The organism is Psychrobacter immobilis, from assembly GCF_904846185.1.
GTDB classification, from domain to species: domain Bacteria; phylum Pseudomonadota; class Gammaproteobacteria; order Pseudomonadales; family Moraxellaceae; genus Psychrobacter; species Psychrobacter immobilis_B.
This window is the reverse complement of the sequence record NZ_CAJGZQ010000028.1, coordinates 19085-37523: the sequence shown is the minus strand read 5'-3', so window position 1 is coordinate 37523 and position 18439 is coordinate 19085. Positions and strand designations below refer to the sequence as shown.

Annotated in this window: 15 protein-coding genes; 3 read left to right on the top strand and 12 right to left on the bottom strand. The window is 44.5% G+C overall.

Features of this window, described 5'->3' with window-relative positions:
• Positions 1–137: 137 nt before the first annotated feature.
• Positions 138–437, top strand: a complete 300-nt coding sequence (locus JMW94_RS13085; protein ID WP_055123439.1) for a DUF4298 domain-containing protein — start codon at positions 138–140, stop codon at positions 435–437.
• On the opposite strand, the gene JMW94_RS13080 is transcribed toward JMW94_RS13085, so the two are convergent.
• Positions 438–1379 (bottom strand): STM4504/CBY_0614 family protein, encoded by a 942-nt coding sequence (locus JMW94_RS13080; RefSeq protein WP_201604700.1) that lies wholly within the window; start codon positions 1377–1379, stop codon positions 438–440.
• Positions 1380–1426: 47 nt separating this feature from the next.
• Positions 1427–2230 (bottom strand): sulfite exporter TauE/SafE family protein, encoded by an 804-nt coding sequence (locus JMW94_RS13075; RefSeq protein ID WP_201604706.1) that lies wholly within the window; start codon positions 2228–2230, stop codon positions 1427–1429.
• Between the two features lie 195 nt (positions 2231–2425).
• Here JMW94_RS13075 and JMW94_RS13070 point away from each other — a divergent pair, with 195 nt between their 5' ends.
• Together JMW94_RS13070 and JMW94_RS13065 are read left to right on the top strand one after the other, a co-directional pair.
• Positions 2426–3385, top strand: coding sequence for a biotin--[acetyl-CoA-carboxylase] ligase (locus tag JMW94_RS13070; RefSeq protein ID WP_201604699.1), 960 nt, complete (start codon positions 2426–2428; stop codon positions 3383–3385).
• Between the two features lie 37 nt (positions 3386–3422).
• Entirely contained in the window at positions 3423–4151 is a 729-nt protein-coding gene (locus JMW94_RS13065) for a pantothenate kinase (RefSeq protein ID WP_055123442.1), read from the top strand.
• Positions 4152–4234: 83 nt separating this feature from the next.
• On the opposite strand, the gene JMW94_RS13060 is transcribed toward JMW94_RS13065, so the two are convergent.
• From JMW94_RS13060 to JMW94_RS13015, 10 genes are all read right to left on the bottom strand, one after another.
• Positions 4235–4702, bottom strand: a complete 468-nt coding sequence (locus tag JMW94_RS13060; RefSeq protein WP_060490399.1) for an energy transducer TonB — start codon at positions 4700–4702, stop codon at positions 4235–4237.
• A gap of 169 nt (positions 4703–4871) precedes the next feature.
• Positions 4872–6059, bottom strand: coding sequence for an isovaleryl-CoA dehydrogenase (locus tag JMW94_RS13055; protein WP_201604698.1), 1188 nt, complete (start codon positions 6057–6059; stop codon positions 4872–4874).
• A gap of 72 nt (positions 6060–6131) precedes the next feature.
• Positions 6132–7067 (bottom strand): hydroxymethylglutaryl-CoA lyase, encoded by a 936-nt coding sequence (locus tag JMW94_RS13050; RefSeq protein WP_201604697.1) that lies wholly within the window; start codon positions 7065–7067, stop codon positions 6132–6134.
• Between the two features lie 46 nt (positions 7068–7113).
• Entirely contained in the window at positions 7114–9237 is a 2124-nt protein-coding gene (locus JMW94_RS13045; RefSeq protein ID WP_201604696.1) for an acetyl/propionyl/methylcrotonyl-CoA carboxylase subunit alpha, read from the bottom strand.
• A gap of 69 nt (positions 9238–9306) precedes the next feature.
• Positions 9307–10116, bottom strand: coding sequence for an enoyl-CoA hydratase/isomerase family protein (locus tag JMW94_RS13040; RefSeq protein WP_201604695.1), 810 nt, complete (start codon positions 10114–10116; stop codon positions 9307–9309).
• A gap of 165 nt (positions 10117–10281) precedes the next feature.
• On the bottom strand, positions 10282–11892 hold the full coding sequence (locus JMW94_RS13035; RefSeq protein WP_201604694.1) for a carboxyl transferase domain-containing protein: 1611 nt from the start codon (positions 11890–11892) through the stop codon (positions 10282–10284).
• A 113-nt stretch (positions 11893–12005) separates the two neighbouring features.
• Entirely contained in the window at positions 12006–13781 is a 1776-nt protein-coding gene (locus tag JMW94_RS13030) for an AMP-binding protein (protein ID WP_201604693.1), read from the bottom strand.
• A 277-nt stretch (positions 13782–14058) separates the two neighbouring features.
• On the bottom strand, positions 14059–15846 hold the full coding sequence (locus JMW94_RS13025) for an AMP-binding protein (protein WP_201604692.1): 1788 nt from the start codon (positions 15844–15846) through the stop codon (positions 14059–14061).
• A gap of 379 nt (positions 15847–16225) precedes the next feature.
• Positions 16226–17446 (bottom strand): FAD-dependent oxidoreductase, encoded by a 1221-nt coding sequence (locus JMW94_RS13020; RefSeq protein ID WP_227685528.1) that lies wholly within the window; start codon positions 17444–17446, stop codon positions 16226–16228.
• Positions 17447–17656: 210 nt separating this feature from the next.
• Positions 17657–18388, bottom strand: a complete 732-nt coding sequence (locus JMW94_RS13015; RefSeq protein ID WP_201604705.1) for an amino acid ABC transporter ATP-binding protein — start codon at positions 18386–18388, stop codon at positions 17657–17659.
• Between the last annotated feature and the right edge of the window lie 51 nt (positions 18389–18439).

Below are 18439 nucleotides of genomic sequence, written 5' to 3'. Positions count from 1 at the left end.
AGGATCAGTAAATATGGCGAAAACAGGCGGCTATTCTACCTGAAATTGTGACGGATTTTTAGGGTTTGTGAAGGATGCTATAATAGGGCTGAAAATAATAATCATTCGTCTAAGTATCAAAAAATAAGAGTATAAAAATGCCTAACTATAATCCGCAAGAACTACAGCAAAAATACGAGCAATGGTGCAAACTGCATCGCCAGCAACTCGAAGCGCAGCAGCAGTTTTTGCAAGCTGAAGCATTGCAAAATGAGTTGAAAGATTATTATCTCAATCCGCAATGGATGACAGATCGTGAAACGGATCTGCCAATTGAACATTCAGGTGATGAATACTCTATCTTTAGTGAAGATGCGCTATGGAGTATGCTCAGCGACCATGATGAGCTAGCAAGAAAATGGATGCGTTTGGGGCTGGATGCGATTGATAGGAAATAATCATTTCAAGCTTTCATCTGCTTTGATTAAAAATACAATGGTAGAGGCTGTCATGTGTAGCACATACTGAATAAGGTGTTCAGGAACTTCTATGTCATCATTACCTTTACCATGACCACTCAATTTGTTTCGAGGTGTACCTATACTCGAAGTAAGTATATTGCTTAATGAATTAAATTGATCTGTCCAGAACTTTGGTATCAATTCATTAGCTAAGCAACAATCAATAAGCTTCTTTGAAGCTGCATTTTTATCACATACCCAACTTCTCTTGTGGATTATGATTTTCATGGTACTTTCAAAAGCTTTAAGACAATCTGTTAGTGCTGAATCGTAACGACCATGACGATAATGTTCGTGAGCCTTTAAAAATTCTTCTTGTGCACCTTTATATATTGGATTACTTAGTAACTGTAAAGCTGGCTTAACTGCTTCAGCATGAATAAACTCAGAATCGACTCTAATAATTTGACCATTCTCGTATTGATAACCTACGCCATGCTCACGAAAACGTTGGTTCAATTCATTGATAGATTCATCAACGTTTATAGAAACTTTATACCTATATTCTCTAGCGAAGCTTGAAATAGTTTGCATCATCAACTCTATAACACTTAGAGCTTGTTCAGTATTGTCTTCACTTAAAAAATAGTTAGAAATACTTTCAAAGTAGGTGATATAAATTTCATTATCGCTATCTTCTTCATTTAGTTTAAATACACCTATTTCTTTGCATAGACTCTTGTAGCATTTTTTCAAATGTTCACGATTTAAGCTGCTAGGATTCCAACCACCGCCTGAATAGTCCGCTTTTATTGTTTCATCCCATAAGTGAACCATTTGGACTTTTAATTTATCCGGCAATTCATCGTATTGATAAACATCAAGATATTCGTCCCGTAGCCTTTTCTGTCTTTTATGAAATAACTCAACAATAGCCATTTTAAACCCTCAATTTATTGATTAATAACTACTTTACTGAACCAAAACTAAATCACCCCAAGCCCACTTAACAACAGCTGCCCACCAGCAAATAGAAGTAGCACGCCAAAGGCACGCTTAAGCGTTAGCGCAGGCAACTGGTGCGCAAGCTTGGCACCGACTTTTGCCATCGCAAAGCTAGCGACGGAAATACATAAAAAACCCGTGATATGCACAAAACCTATCGTGCCCTCAGGCAGATTGACCACATCTTGCCCGAACCATGCAAACCCTGCTGCGCCTGCCAATGCAATCGGCAATCCACAAGCGGCAGACGTGCCGACCGACTGCTTCATCGGTAACCCTGCCCAATTCAAAAACGGCACAGTTAAGCTGCCACCGCCAATACCAAAAATAGACGACGCCATGCCAATCCCTGTACCCGCGCCGAACTGTACGCCAGTTGACGGTAGCGGTTTACCCAGCTGCTCTTTATTGGACAAAAACAGCATTTTTAAAGCAACCAATAACGCGCCGACACCGATGATGGCTTGCAATACTTTACCGTCAATCATATCGGCAATACCAGCACCGACCAAACTACCGATGACCAAGCCGAGTGCCATTTTGCGCCACACTTCCCAACGCACGCCGCCACGCTTATTGTGCGCAGTCATTGAGCTGATCGAGGTCACAACGATGGTCGCCAGTGACGTACCAATCGCCAAATGGGTCACCACTTCTGGCGAAAAATCATAAGCAGTAAAAATCCATACCAATGCTGGTACGATAATCATGCCGCCGCCAACGCCAAATAAACCGGCACTGACGCCCGCAAATGCCCCTGCAATCACAAACCACACATATAACATCATCGAATCAGCCTTTTATCACACTTATTTTTATAAAAATTCTTTAGTTTTATAATCACTTACCTATCGCATTTGCTAAATCATAATCCGACCTTTATGCTGTTTATTTGATACTGTCTAATCGTGACAATCTCATGACAATCGCCCAGTATAACAAAGATTATCCACGCTATATTAACCACATCGACGAAACTTATGCCGCCATTTTCCAATTTTTCTGACGACTCATTAGAGCTTCATCATTTACCACAGCTGAACCATCGCCACCTTGTCAGCAGTGCCTCTACCAATAGCGAGCTGATAACAGATGTACAACATGGGACGTTAAATGCTGCGCAGATGCATCTACTGACCGCTGAAACCCAAAGCGCTGGTCGTGGACAGCACGGGCGCTCATGGCAATCACCGCGCGGCAATGTCTATCTGTCGTTATATCATCCTGTTCATCTGCCGATTAGCGGTTTACTGTCGCTGATTATCGGCGTTGAACTGGCAAAAATGCCCGTTATTCAAATATTAAATGAGCAATTACGCGCGCAAGGATTGACGCCAATTGGGGTAAAATGGGCAAATGATTTGGGCTTTTATCAACTGCCATCTGACTCAGTGTCAAATGAGCCTAAACTGGCAGCACAGACCCTACCCTTTAATAAACTTGCGGGAATTTTGATAGAACCTGTTACCCAAACGGGCAAATTGGTCGGCGTGGTGATGGGCGTAGGACTTAATGTCCAAGCCACTCCCAAACTGACGGCGCAAACCTCTGAAGGCATGAGTTATCAGGCGATTAGCCTACAGGATATTTATGAGAGGCTAAAACCAGAGACAGATATTGTGAGCCTACCAAGCCTAAAAATACTTTACCAACAAATGAGTAAAGCCCTGCTAGCCGCGATGACACGCTTTGAGCATCTAGGATTAGAAAAGCCCACTGGTCAAAGCTATAATTTGGACAGCTTTTTAAAACAGTTTGAGTCGATGGATGCACTGGCAGGATTACGCTTGCACGTTACTCAAGAGCATAACGGTAAAACAGATAGCATCACAGGTTATGCTTGTGGTCTTGATACACATGGATGTTTGCAATTGCGTCAAGATAGCGGTAAGATTTCTGCGCTTTTTACCGGACGCATCGACGTTATTGATAAGGCTTAAATCAAAGACCCAATGGGCACGATATAAAGGGATTTTTATGCTCTGGTTAGATCTTGGCAACACCCGCCTAAAATACTGGCTCACCGATGATATCGGACAAATAGTCGCGCATGATGCCAAGCAACATTTGCAAGCGCCTGCCGAACTACTGATGGGTTTGACCGATCGCTTCGAGCGTTATGCGCCTGATTTCATTGGTATCTCATCGGTGCTGGGCGACGATTTGAATGTTAAAGTGTCAGAGACGTTAGGTCGTCTGAATATTCCGTTTGAGTTTGTCCATGTCGATGCCGCGCATGCTTTGATGAAGAGTGCTTATAATGACGAACAGCTCGGCTGTGATCGTTGGCTACAGATGCTGGGCGCCGTAGATAAGAAAAAACGTCAATGCGTGATTGGCTGTGGCACAGCAGTGACCATTGACTTGATTGATCATGCTGAGCATTTGGGCGGTTATATTTTCCCCAGTATTTATCTGCAACGTGAATCACTATTTTCAGGCACTAAGCAAATCACCATATCCAATGGCACCTTTGATAGTGTGGGTCAAGGCATGACCACACAAGATGCGGTACATCGCGGCATACTATTATCAATCGTCGGTGCCATCAATGAGATTAGCCATCGCCATCCCAACTTTGAAGTTATCATGACGGGTGGTGATGCATCTATTATCTCGCAGCACGTCAACCGTCCAGTACGCTTGCGTGATGATTTATTGTTGAACGGTCTGGCACGATATTTTGATCATACCAAGCAGTCGTAATACTCAATAAATGCTTTTACCTTGAAAATAAAAAAAGCAGTACGTGTGAGGCGTACTGCTTTTTTATTATTGTTTAAGCTTTATTAATACTCAAAGACTATTGGGATGGTGACATTACCTACTACTGTCTTACTATCTTTTCTAAATGGTTTAAAAAGAGAACGACGTAGTTCTTTTTCAAATCCACTATCAATTCTATCAGAGCCGCTACTCTTTAATACGGTAATATTGGCGACTTTGCCTTCTTGATTTACCCTTAATAAGAATTCCATTTGAACACGCTTCTTTTTGCAAGGTTCTTCCGGATCGCAATAACCCCCTAAAGCACGAATGTGGCGATTGTTAAAACTTGGCTGACGTAACCACTTCGCATCAGAAGTCGCAAACTGGATGACAGGTTGCGCTGGTGATAAGTCTGCTATTTCAGCATTTGCAATGTGTGCCGAAAATATACTCAGTACTAGCATCGCCTTTGTCAGCGCAGAAATGATAGTTAATCGAAGGCGTATTTTTAAGTGTCTTTTAAGCGCGGTAGTAGTAGTCGGCATCATAAGCAGTATCTGATAAATATGGTGGATAAAAAAGGCTAAGGGTCAGCTTTATTAATCGATTATTGTTAATCAAAAAATAAAACCGCATCTCAGAACAATTGTTTATTCTTTTCTAGCCGTTACCTCGCACAGCCCAAAGCCTTGTTGATCAATCTAACCTGTGTTAACGTTATTTAGTCTCATTAAACAGCTCACGACCGATAAGCATACGACGAATCTCACTAGTGCCCGCACCAATTTCATACAGCTTGGCATCGCGCCAGTAGCGACCAAGTGGATACTCATTGGTATAGCCGTTACCGCCAAATATTTGAATGCCCTCGCCTGCCATCCAAGTGGCTTTTTCGGCACACCATAAAATCACACTAGCACAATCTTTACGTACTTCGCGACTATGACCAGCACCGCGCGCGTCCAACATATCGAGATTTTTCCCAACGGTATATAAAAAGCTGCGACCTGCTTGCAATATCGTATACATGTCTGCGACTTTACCTTGGATAAGCTGGAACTCACCGATGGCTTGACCAAACTGCTTACGATCATGAATATAAGGCACGACATTGTCCATCACCGCTTGCATGATACCGATAGGACCCGCAGCCAATACGGCACGCTCATAATCTAGGCCGCTCATCAATACCTTAACGCCTTCATTGAGACCCCCCAAGATATTTTCGCTTGGTACGGTCACATTGTTAAAGGTCATCTCACCCGTATGGCTACCACGCATGCCAAGTTTATCCAGCTTTTGTGCCGTGCCAAAACCTTCCATGCCTTTTTCAACGATAAAGGCCGTCATGCCTTTCGCGCCTAGCTCTGGATTGGTCTTGGCATAGACCACCATCACATCCGCATCAGGGCCATTGGTGATCCACATTTTGCTACCGTTTAGCACATAACTTCCATCTTTTTCTTCAGCTTTGAGTTTCATACTGACGACGTCTGAGCCAGCGCCTGTCTCACTCATTGCCAATGCACCGATGAACTCACCGCTGACCAGCTTTGGCAAATACTTTTGTTTTTGTGCCTCAGAGCCATTGCGTTTGATTTGGTTGATACATAGGTTTGAGTGCGCACCATAGCTTAGCGCGACCGATGCCGAAGCGCGGCTAATCTCTTCCATCGCGACCATGTGTGCGACGTAGCCCATGTTAGAGCCGCCGTACTCTTCAGGTACGGTAATACCATGTAGACCGATGTCACCCATCTTTTGCCATAGATCCATTGGGAATTCATCGCTGCTATCAATCTCGGCAGCACGTGGGGCGATTTCATTGGTTGCAAACTGCTGTACCATATCGCGTAATGCATCAATATCTTCGCCAAGTTGAAAACTCAATCCAGGTAAACTCATAACTATTCCTTGTGTTTTGATATTCTGATATTTTTAACGTTTAAGTTCTAATTTGTTTTTTAAAGCCAAAATTTAAGACTGGCGTTTATTGATGATGGCACGTGCCACGTTTGAGCCATTTGGACGCTTTAAGAACGCACTGATACGCTCGCCTGCCACGACCAATTTATCCAAATTAATACCTGTGCTGATACCCATGCCGTGTAGCATATATACCACATCTTCAGTCGCGACATTACCTGTTGCGCCTTTAGCATAAGGGCAACCGCCAAGACCAGCGACGGAAGTATCAAACTCACTGACACCCATTTGCAGTGCGGCTAGCGTATTGCTCAATGCTTGACCATAAGTGTCATGAAAATGACCTGATAGCATAGAGATATCAGCATATTCTAATGCGGCTTGTAACGCTCGTTGTACCTTGAGCGGTGTACCAACACCAATCGTATCGGCAATGCCAATCTGCTCAGCACCAATCTCTATCAGACGCTTGGTCACATACGCTACTTGGCTAGGGTCAATCTCGCCTTCATAAGGACAACCAACCGTACAAGAAATCACACCCCGTACTTTGATGCCCTGTGCCTTTGCAGCCGCTGCTACTGGTGCAAAACGCTCAATGCTCTCATCGATACTACAATTGATATTTTTTTGACTAAAAGTCTCACTGGCTGAGCCAAAAATAACGATTTCATCAGGACGGTGCAAAATGGCATTTTCAAAGCCACGCATGTTGGGTACTAGGACTGAGTAGCAAATGTCCGCATGCCGTGTCGGCGCTAGCGCATCAAGTAGTGCGCTGTTATCGCCCATTTGTGGCACCCACTTTGGCGAGACAAAGCTAGTAACTTCCAGCTTTTTGACACCTGCTGCAATCAAATCGTTGATAAGCGTTTGCTTAACATCGGTCGGTACCGTCATTGATTCGTTTTGTAGTCCATCACGAGGACTGACATCAACGATTCTGACATGGCTTGGATATGTATGGTCTGGATACGAATGGCTCATGCTTGTCGTCCTTTTTATTACTTACCTGTTATTGAGGCTATGTCAGCTATTCGCTCTCAGGATTTTCGCCAGTATCAATGCGTAATAATTCGTCACCATCAGCGACCAAATCACCTGCTGCAAATAGCAATTCTGCCACCACACCATCCGTCGGCGCAGTAATGGTATGCTCAATTTTCATGGCTTCGATGACTGCTAATGGCTCGCCTTTTTTCACAGTATCGCCAACCGCCACTTTAAAGGCAACTACTTGACCTGGCATCGGTGATTTTAAACTACCGACCGCTGCGGACTCTTCACCCACATGTGCCATAATATCAACAAGCGTAATCTCATCACGTCCACTATCAGTGAACACATAGACCATCTCGTTATTCAACCAGCTTTGAGCATTGATACGGGCACCATCCAACCATAACGTATGATTATTTTCGTCACTGCTAACATAGCTCACTTGACCTTCATAAACTGTTTCGGTCTGAGCAGCTACGTTAATATTGCTATTATCCTGCGTGTTAGCGATTTCTTTTTCAATAACGAGCGTAAAGCTACTGAGGTTCTCAACGCCTTTTTTACTATCAGAAAAACTTGCATTGTGCCAGTTGCTCATGCGGGCAGTATAAGTACTCTCATCATAAACCAAGCTAAATGAGCGAGTATAATCGCTATAAGCACGGAAACCCGTTGGCTTACTAAACGGATCTGAGCCCTGCGTGGTCGCTTCACTCGCAAGCTGCTGAGTAATGGCAGTCACAACCAGCGTCGATAAGGCTAAAGGCTGCTGATTAAAAATCGCATCACGCTCGTGCTCAATCAATGCCGTATCGAGATTGGCTTTGCTAAAAGATTCTGTATTTAAAATATAGCGTAAAAATGCAGCATTATTCGGTAAACCTACGATACGTGTTTGAGCAAGTGCTCGATCGAGCTTGGCTAAGGCTTGCTCTCGCGTTGGCGCATGAACGATGAGCTTGGCAATCATAGAGTCATAAAATGGGCTAATTACATCACCTTCGCGCACGCCATCATCGATACGCACGCCGGTACCATTTTTATCAATTATAAAGGTGCTGTGTTCAGGTTTTTGATACGTAAACAACGTACCGGTCGCGGGCAAGAAGCTATTGTCAGGGTTTTCGGCACAGATACGCGCCTCAATAGCATGACCGTTGATAGTCAGATCGTCTTGGGTTTTTGGTAATGGTTCGCCTGCCGCGACCAACAGCTGCCACTCAACCAAATCGACACCGGTAATCGCTTCACTGACTGGATGCTCAACCTGCAACCGCGTATTCATCTCCATGAAATAAAAATTCATAGCGTCTTCACGCTGCTCAACGATGAATTCGACTGTGCCTGCGCCGACATAATCGACTGCACGAGCCGCTTCGATAGCCGCTGTCCCCATTGCCTCACGCATCGCAATATCAACACCCGGTGCAGGCGCTTCTTCTAATACTTTTTGATGACGGCGCTGTACGGAACAATCACGCTCAAATAAATGCACATAGTTGCCATGTGTATCACCAAATACTTGGATTTCGATATGGCGCGGTTTTAATGCGTATTTTTCAACCAACACTTTATCATCACCAAAACTGGTAATGGCTTCACGGCGACATGAGTCTAACAGGTCAATAAAGTCGCTGCTTTTTTCAACGATACGCATGCCTTTACCGCCGCCACCTGCACTGGCTTTAATCAATACTGGATAGCCAATATTATCTGCTTGCTGCTGCAAAAATTCTGCATCTTGATTGTCACCATGATAGCCGGGTATCAGTGGCACACCAGCTATCTCCATCAACCGTTTGGATTCAGACTTACCACCCATGGCGCGGATAGCGTCGGCTGAAGGTCCAATAAATACCAGTCCTGCATCCTGACAGGCTTGCGCAAAATCAGCATTTTCGCTCAAAAAACCATAACCCGGATGAATCGCTTGTGCACCAGTTTCAAGCGCTATCGCGATAATCGCATCACCTTTTAGATAGCTGTCTTTTGGTGCCGAACCGCCCAAATAGATCGCTTCATCACAGACAGCCACATGCTTGGCTTCACGATCCGCATCAGAGTAAACAGCGACGGTGCTAACACCCAGACGCTTGGCAGTCGCGGCTACTCGGCAGGCAATTTCACCACGGTTGGCAATTAGAATTTTAGAAAACATAACTATCCCTGTGTGTTATCGTTTTTATTTGAGGTCTTGTCTATTTACACATTTGTCTCTTGTGCATTATTAATCTGCCGTCAACCAATTGGGCTTACGTTTTTGCAAAAATGCTTGCACGCCCTCTTTACCTTGCTCTGATGAGCGGATATCAGCGATGCCTTTTACCGTATCAGCAATCAGCTCATCAGTGATGGGCGCACCAGCGACATCGTGTAATAGCTGCTTGCAAGTTTTGACTGCATCAGGGCTATTTTTGACGATTTTGCTACAGAATGCAGCTACTTCATCAGCCAGCCACTCTTCGCTAACCCGCTCATGGATAAAGCCAAGCTGCCGTGCCTTTTTGGCATCAAATACTTCAGCACTTAAGAAGTAGCGCTGTGATGCTCTAGCACCCAGTGCTCTGATGACATAAGGGCTGATAGTCGCAGGGGCTAAGCCCAAACGCACTTCACTTAGGCAGAAGTTAGCAATTTTGACAGCGATGGCCACATCGCAAACAGCCACTAAACCCATGCCACCTGCATAAACATCACCTTGAATAGCCGCAACTGTTGGCTTCGGACACTCGTAAATATTTTTAAGCATTTGCGCCAATTTATCAGCATCCGCTAGATTCTCTTCATAGCTATAATCCGCCATGGCACGCATCCAATTGAGGTCAGCGCCTGCACAAAACGCCTTGCCAGCTGCTGCTAGCACAATGACACGTACTTCATCATCAGCACCAAGCGTATTGAATGCATCGGTTAGCTCGGCTATCATTTCATCGTTAAAGGCATTACGTATTTCAGGGCGGTTTAATGTCACCGTAGCCACGTGCTGTTCAACATTAACCAGTAGGCTTTTATAATTTTTATCACTATCTTTTTGCATAACTTTCTCTATATTTTTTATGTAAATACTCAAACAAACTCTTGGTCAATCCATAATAATGTTAATACAAGGAAACCAAGTACAAAGACTAAGCGTAGATGTACCAATCATACTTTAAATAAGGTTAACGCCGTAGTCGCTTACTATGAGAAGACCTTAGAAGTCTTACATTCTAAAGACCCCAAATGTCGTCTCTTCAATCGGTGCATTATATGCAGCGCTTAGTCCTAAAGCCAATACATTACGGGTATCGGCAGGATCAATTACGCCGTCATCCCACATGCGTGCGGTAGCATAATACGGATGACCTTGCTCTTCGTACATTTCACGAATCGGTGCTTTAAATGCCGCTTCGTCCTCATCGCTCCACGCTTCACCTTTGCGATCAAAATTATCACGCTTGACCGTTGCCAGTACTGATGCAGCTTGCTCGCCGCCCATGACAGAGATACGGGCATTTGGCCACATCCATAAGAAACGCGGGCTATAAGCACGACCGCACATACCGTAGTTACCAGCTCCGAACGAGCCACCGACGATAACCGTGAACTTTGGCACTTTTGCATTGGCCACTGCCATTACCATTTTGGCGCCATGACGAGCGATCCCTTCGTTCTCGTATTTACGACCCACCATAAAGCCAGTAATGTTCTGCAGGAACACTAATGGAATTTTGCGCTTACAGCACAGCTCGATGAAGTGAGTACCTTTTTGCGCTGACTCACTGAACAAGATACCGTTATTGGCAATAATACCAACAGGCATCCCTTCGATATGAGCAAATCCACAGACCAGCGTCGTACCAAAGCGTGCTTTAAACTCATCAAAGGCACTGTCATCAACGATACGTGCAATGATTTCTCTGATATCAAATGGCTTGCGCTTGTCCGTTGGAATCACGCCGTACAATTCTTTAGCATCATAACGTGGCGGACGCGCTGTGATTTGATTAGGAATATTTTTCGCAGGGCGATTTAGGTGACTGACGATATTACGCGCAATCGATAACGCGTGCGTATCATTCTGCGCTAGATGATCGACCACGCCCGAAAGTCGGGTATGTACATCGCCGCCACCTAAATCTTCTGCCGTGACCTCTTCACCCGTCGCTGCTTTAACCAGTGGTGGACCACCTAAAAAGATAGTGCCTTGTTCTTTGACGATAATAGATTCATCGCTCATGGCAGGCACATAAGCACCGCCAGCCGTACAGCTGCCCATAACCACAGCAATCTGTGGAATACCTGCCGCACTCAGATTGGCTTGGTTAAAGAAGATACGGCCGAAATGTTCTTTATCCGGGAACACATCGTCTTGGTTCGGTAAATTGGCACCACCTGAATCAACCAGATACACACATGGCAGATGGTTTTCTTGCGCAATCTCTTGTGCTCGTAGATGCTTTTTGACCGTCATTGGGTAGTACGTGCCGCCTTTTACCGTGGCATCATTACAGACAATCATACACTCGATGCCATTGATACGGCCAATACCTGCAATCACGCCAGCCGCCGGAATCTCTTCGCCATACATATCATGCGCGGCCATCGGTGCCACTTCTAAAAATGGCGTACCCACATCCAGCAAACGCTCGACACGCTCACGAGGCAAGAGTTTGCCACGGGCTAAATGCTTGGCACGGGCACGCTCTGAACCACCTTGCACGACTTTACGTAAGTGACCATATAAGTCATCGACCACCGCTTGCATTGCGGCACTATTTTGCTGAAATTCAGCGGCGTTTGGACTCAGTTTACTGGTTATGATAGCGCTCATGATATCCCTTTTCTTTAATGCGTAAATGCAAGTGGCTTTTTTATTCTCTGCTTTATTTTAGCTTTTACTTATATATCTTATTCATAAAATAACAGATAAGAGTGGTTAAATTTCTATAAACCCAGCTCTTCTTTCATCTGCTCGATGATTTTATATTTCTGAATTTTTCCAGTAATAGTCATTGGATATTCGGTCACGAAACGATAATAAGTCGGCACTTTATAATGAGCGATATGCTCGCTACAGAACTGGCGAACTTCCTCTTCCGTCAAGCTATCTGCTTCTTTAGGAATAATCCACGCCGCGAGTACTTCACCATACTTTTTATCAGGAATACCGACGATTTGCACATCTCGAATCTTCGGATGACGATAGAGATAGTTTTCGATTTCGACAGGATAGATATTCTCTCCACCACGAATCACCATGTCTTTACTACGACCGACAATTTTGACATAACCATCTTCATCCATCGTTGCCAAATCACCCGTATGCATCCAACCATCTTGGATAGCCGCGCGGGTTTTGAAGCGACTTCCCCAATAGCCTTTCATCACTGAATAACCGCGTGTGAGTAGTTCGCCTGTCTCGCCCAATGCAACAGTCTCACCTGTTTCCGTATTGACGACTTTGACTTCAAGCGCAGGCTGCACTAAACCAACGGTCGATACTTGCTTATCAAGCGGCGTATGTTCATTGGTCTGACAAGATACGGGACTGGTCTCTGTCATGCCATACGCAATGGTGACTTCACTCATGTGCATCTTATCAATGACGCGGCGCATGACTTCAATCGGGCAACTAGAGCCTGCCATGATGCCAGTACGCAAAGTCGATAAATCGAAGTTTTTAAACTCCGGATGGTCAAGCTCAGCGATAAACATCGTTGGCACACCATGCAGACCCGTACACTTCTCTTCTTCCACCGCTTGTAATACCGTCAGTGGCTCAAAGCCATCGTTCGGATAGACAATACAACCGCCATGCGTGAGAATCGCTAAATTACCAAGCACCATACCAAAGCAATGGTAGAGTGGCACCGGAATACACAGTTTATCCTCTTCTGTGAGATTCATAGCCTCACCGATGAAGTAACCGTTGTTAAGAATATTACGATGGCTTAATGTTGCACCTTTTGGCGTACCAGTCGTGCCACTGGTGAACTGTACATTAATGGCATCCTTATTTTTGAGCTGGGCTTGACGCTCGGCAACACGAGGATCGTTGGCATCGCCTTCCGCCATCCATGCAGAGAACTTCTGCATAAAGCCAAAGGTTTCCTCAGATGCTGGCTCATCAATCCAAATGATACGTTCAATCGTCGGAATTTCGACCAAATCAAGCTGGGTATAGTCTTTGTGATAAATCTCAGGACACAGTTCACTGATGAGACTGGCGTAATCGCTGGTTTTAAAATGACGCATGAGCACAAGCGCCGAGCAGCCCAATTTATTCAAGGCATATTGCAGCTCAAAGGTACGATAGGCAGGGTTGATATTGACCAGAATGACACCGACTTTTGCCGTCGCTAATTGCATCAGCAGCCATTCAGCATTGTTATGCGACCAGATACCAATGCGATCACCGATTTCCAGCCCCATTTCAATCATACTACTGGCCAGCTGATTGACTTGCTGTTGGAGTTCTCGGTAGGTCCAGCGGATATTTTGATGGCGAGAAACCAAAGCTTCGCGCTCTGGATATTTGGATACAATCGCATCAAAAAAGTCACCGATAGTCGCTTCAATCAGCGGCACATCAGGACCTTTATCATAGCTCTGGGTAAGCGGTGCATTTGCTGAGCGTGCGCCCATATTAATACTAGGAATGCTATTTAGAATAGTATCAAAATCAATTTTAGTCGCATCAAAATCAGAAGCTTGCGTCATAACGAGTCCTTTCGTTTTACTTTTTATGGTGCTTATTAGTCGCCTATCACCGATTCATTCTTCCTTGAACAGGTATTAACTAGCGTTAGCTACTATACCGTCTTAAATCGAAGACTGTCAATAATAGTAATACAATATGTATCATTTAAAATGATAATATAAGATAAATTCATCAGTCATGATTAAGTGACGAATTTCTTGAATGACTTAAATCAAAAAATCCAGCCTTATCACACATAGAAAAAAGCTGGCTTTTCCAGTGATTAATAGTCTCAAATCACTCCAGACCCAACTCTTCTATCATTTGCTCAACGATTTTGAATTTCTGAATTTTACCAGTGATGGTCATTGGATATTCATCAACGAAACGAAAGTAGGTCGGCACTTTATAATGAGCGATATGGTCACAACAAAACTGCCTTACCTCTTCTTCGCTTAAGCTATTTGGCTCTTTTGTAATAATCCACGCCGCGAGTACCTCACCGTACTTTTTATCAGGAACTCCGACGATTTGTACATCGCGAATCTTCGGATGACGATAGAGATAGTTCTCAACTTCTACTGGATAGATATTTTCGCCGCCGCGAATGACCATGTCCTTGCTACGACCCACCACAGTGATGTAGCCATCTTCGTCCATTACCGCCAAATCACCCGTATGCATCCAGCCATCAGTAATCGCCGCGCGTGTTTTAAAGCGGCTGCCCCAATAGCCTTTCATCACCGCGTAGCCATAAGTGAGTAATTCGCCCGTCTCTCCAATCGGGACGACATCACCCGTTTCAGTGTCGACGATTTTGACCTCAAGCGCGGGCAGCACCATCCCTACGGTAGAGACCCTTTTTTCGAGTGGCGTCTGCGAGCTGGTTTGACAAGAAGCTGGACTGGTCTCGGTCATGCCATAAGCAATCGTCACCTCGCTCATGTGCATTTTATCCATGACGCGGCGCATGACTTCGATGGGACAACTAGAGCCGCCCATAATACCAGTACGTAAGCTGGTCAAGTCAAAACTGTCGAAGTCTGGATGATCCAGCTCTGCGATAAACATCGTCGGTACCCCAAGCAGAGCGGTACATTTTTCCTCTTCCACCGTTTGCAATACGGTGAGCGGATCAAAACCATCGTTGGGATACACCGCGCAGCCACCATGTGTTAATATCGCGAGATTACCGCCCACCATCCCAAAGCAGTGATAAAGTGGTAATGGAATGCATAGCCTATCTTCCTCTGTCAGCCTCATACCTTCGCCAAGGAAATAGCCATTATTCAAGATATTTCGATGCGTTAAAGTAGCGCCTTTTGGTGTACCCGTTGTCCCACTAGTAAACTGCACACTAATAGCATCGGTATTCTTAAGCTGGGCTTGGCGCGCAGCTAAACGAGGGTCGTTTGCATTACCCTCTGCCATCCAAGCGGAGAATTTCTGCATAAAATTGAAATTCTCATCGCTTTCTGAGTCATCAATCCAAATGATACGCTCAATCGTTGGAATCTCCACCAAGTCTAATTGCTGATAGTTCTTATGATAAATCTCAGGACAAAGCTCACGAATCATTTGTGTATAGTCGCTGCTTTTGAAATGACGCATCAATACCAATGCCGAACAGCCCAGCTTATTCAGTGCATATTGCAGCTCAAAGGTACGATAAGCAGGATTAATATTGACGAGGATAACGCCGACTTTCGCGGTTGCCAATTGCATCAGCAGCCATTCAGCATTATTGTGTGACCAGATACCGATGCGATCACCAATCTCAAGTCCCATTTCAATCATGGCACTCGCTAACTGATTAACTTTCTCTTGTAGTTCGCGATACGTCCAACGAGTATTTTGATGGCGAGAAACCAAAGCTTCACGCTCAGGATATTTATTGACAATGGCGTCAAAAAAATCACCGATTGTCACTTCAATCAGCGGCACATCAATACCTTTATCATGGCTTTTGGTGAGTGGCGCATTTGCTGAACGCACGCCTACATTAACTTTGGGGATATTATTGAGAATACTGTTATTAGGCGTGCTTTCATTAATAATGCTGTCAAAATCGGTAATCTGAGTCATCACGAGTCCTTTCGTTTTGCTGTTTAATGTTTGTTATCAGAGCGGTAATAGACTACAAAGGTAAATGTCATATTCTTCCTTGAATATTCTTTGTCACTATAGACTATAACTAAATCAAGCCCTAACCAATATAGCCTCTTAAATGAAAGCCTGTCAATAATATTGATACAGGACGTATCGATTATGATTGATATAAAAAGTTATATAGTCAAAGAAATCTAAACCAGCTACAAGGCAGCCGACCGCTGATTGTACATAATATAGTACCTCTAGGGAGGGTAACACCATAGCGGTTTACTAGTTCTCTGACTATAGATATAGAAAAGCCAGTGCTGCATAAAGATGACAACACTGGCTATGATTTATAATACTTTTACAATTATGTTTTAGGCACTACAGGCGATTTAATCGTTACCGTTGCGCTGACTTCATCACTATCATTTAGCAAGTCCATGACCAATTCTTCATCACTTTCTATCTTGACCTGCCAATTACCAGTCGCTTTTGGCACGCCTGTCACCATGACGGAGATTGCTTTGTTTTTTAGGCGAATCATGGGTGGCTTATGATCGTAGCCATTATGATCTAGACCCAATACATCATCGGCAATGGTAGCAGCCTGCGCACGCAACGGTGCGACGTAACGACACGGTACACCATCGATAGACATACAGTCACCAATCGCATAAATATTGGCTGTACTGGTACGCAAGGTCGGCGCATCAACCACGATCCCAGTGCGACGGTCAAAATCGACACCAGCTGCGGTAGGCAATTTGTCATCGACCGTCAGACCTGTACTGGCAATCACATGATCGACCATAAGCGGTTCAATTGGCTCAGCAGTACTACTGTCTGTCGCTGATGCTAGCGCCTCATAACTGATCTGCAGTTTTCCATCACTGATACGAGTAATAGCAGATACCTGATAACCTCCCAAAAAGTTAATCCCTTGCGAATTGACCGCTTGGGCGATACGAGAAGTTGCTTTTGGTGGTAGCATTTGTGATAGTGGTGCATCGTTTAAATCAATGAGTGTCACTTGATGACCCGCTTTTAATAAGTCTTCTGCAATCTCCGTCCCGACCATACCTGCACCAACGATAGCGACGTGCTGACTGCCAGTTGCTAGCTTTTCTTGCAACTGTCCAAAGCGCTCAATATGATTGACATGCCACACTAGTTCCTCTGGCAAGCTTTTTGGGAAGATAGGATGCGCACCCATCGCTAGTACCAGCTTATCATAGCCAATCGTGGCGTAATTGGTATAAACGGGATCTGAGCGCAGCGCAGAGATAAGCTGCAACTGTTGAGTGGTCGTATCAACATCCGTCACTTGCGTGTTGGCAAGTAGCTTAACATTTGTAGCTTCTGCGGCATCAATGCCCGTTGCTCTGACCAAATCTGCCGCACTTTTCTTTTGGCTAATCGCCATGGTCAGCATTGGCTTGTGATAACGATCGCCACTGTCGGCAGTAATTAAGGTAATCGGAATGTCTTTGTCTTTCGCACGAATGGCATCAATCACATGCCAGCCTGCCAAACCTGCACCAATAATGACGATACCGTTGTTTGATACTTCTGAGTTTTCAGCGCTCATATTAACTCCCATATAGATAAGCAATTATTTTAGTTGTTAGAATATTGACTGCTATTGTATCAGTAAACAGCCATGCACTCATCTACTCACTTATAGACCAATCATATCAACATCACTGTTAAATACATCAAGCTATCACGCACAAAAAAGCGCCTATAAATAGACGCTTAGTATTATCATAGAGCTATATAATAAGAGCTACATAAATGGTTAATGATTCAAAATCTTCGATAAGAAAAGTTGCGCGCGATCACTTTTTGCCCCTTCAAAAAACTCATCCTTACTACAGTTCTCGACAATATGACCTTCGTCCATAAAGATAATACGGTTGGCTACTTGACTAGCAAAGCCCATTTCATGCGTCACACACATCATGGTCATGCCATCACGAGTCAGCTCAACCATGACATCAAGTACTTCTTGAATCATCTCAGGGTCAAGCGCAGAAGTCGGCTCATCAAAAAGCATCGCTACAGGATCCATTGCCAGCGCTCGTGCAATTGCAACACGCTGCTGCTGACCACCCGATAGCTCCGCGGGGTATTTCGCGGCCTGTACCGTTAGTCCAACGCGATCTAAATATGCCATGGCTTTTTGCTTGGCCTCGCTCTCTTTGCGACCCAATACTTTTATTTGCGCCACTGTCAAATTATCAATGATAGTCAAATGCGGAAACAGCTCAAAATGCTGAAAGACCATGCCGACACGGCTGCGTAATTTTGGCAGATTGGTTTTTGCCGCACCAACTGAGATACCATTTACCATGATCCCACCTTCTTGAAAAGGCTCCAGTCCATTGACTGTTTTAATCAAGGTTGACTTACCACTACCTGATGGCCCGCACACGACGACGACATCACCTTTATGTACATGCGCCGTACAATCACTCAATACTTGAAAATTCCCATACCATTTGCTGACATCGGACATTTGAATGACCATCTCATCACTAGCATGACCATTGTTGGTGACCAGTCCGCCAAAGGCATTTAA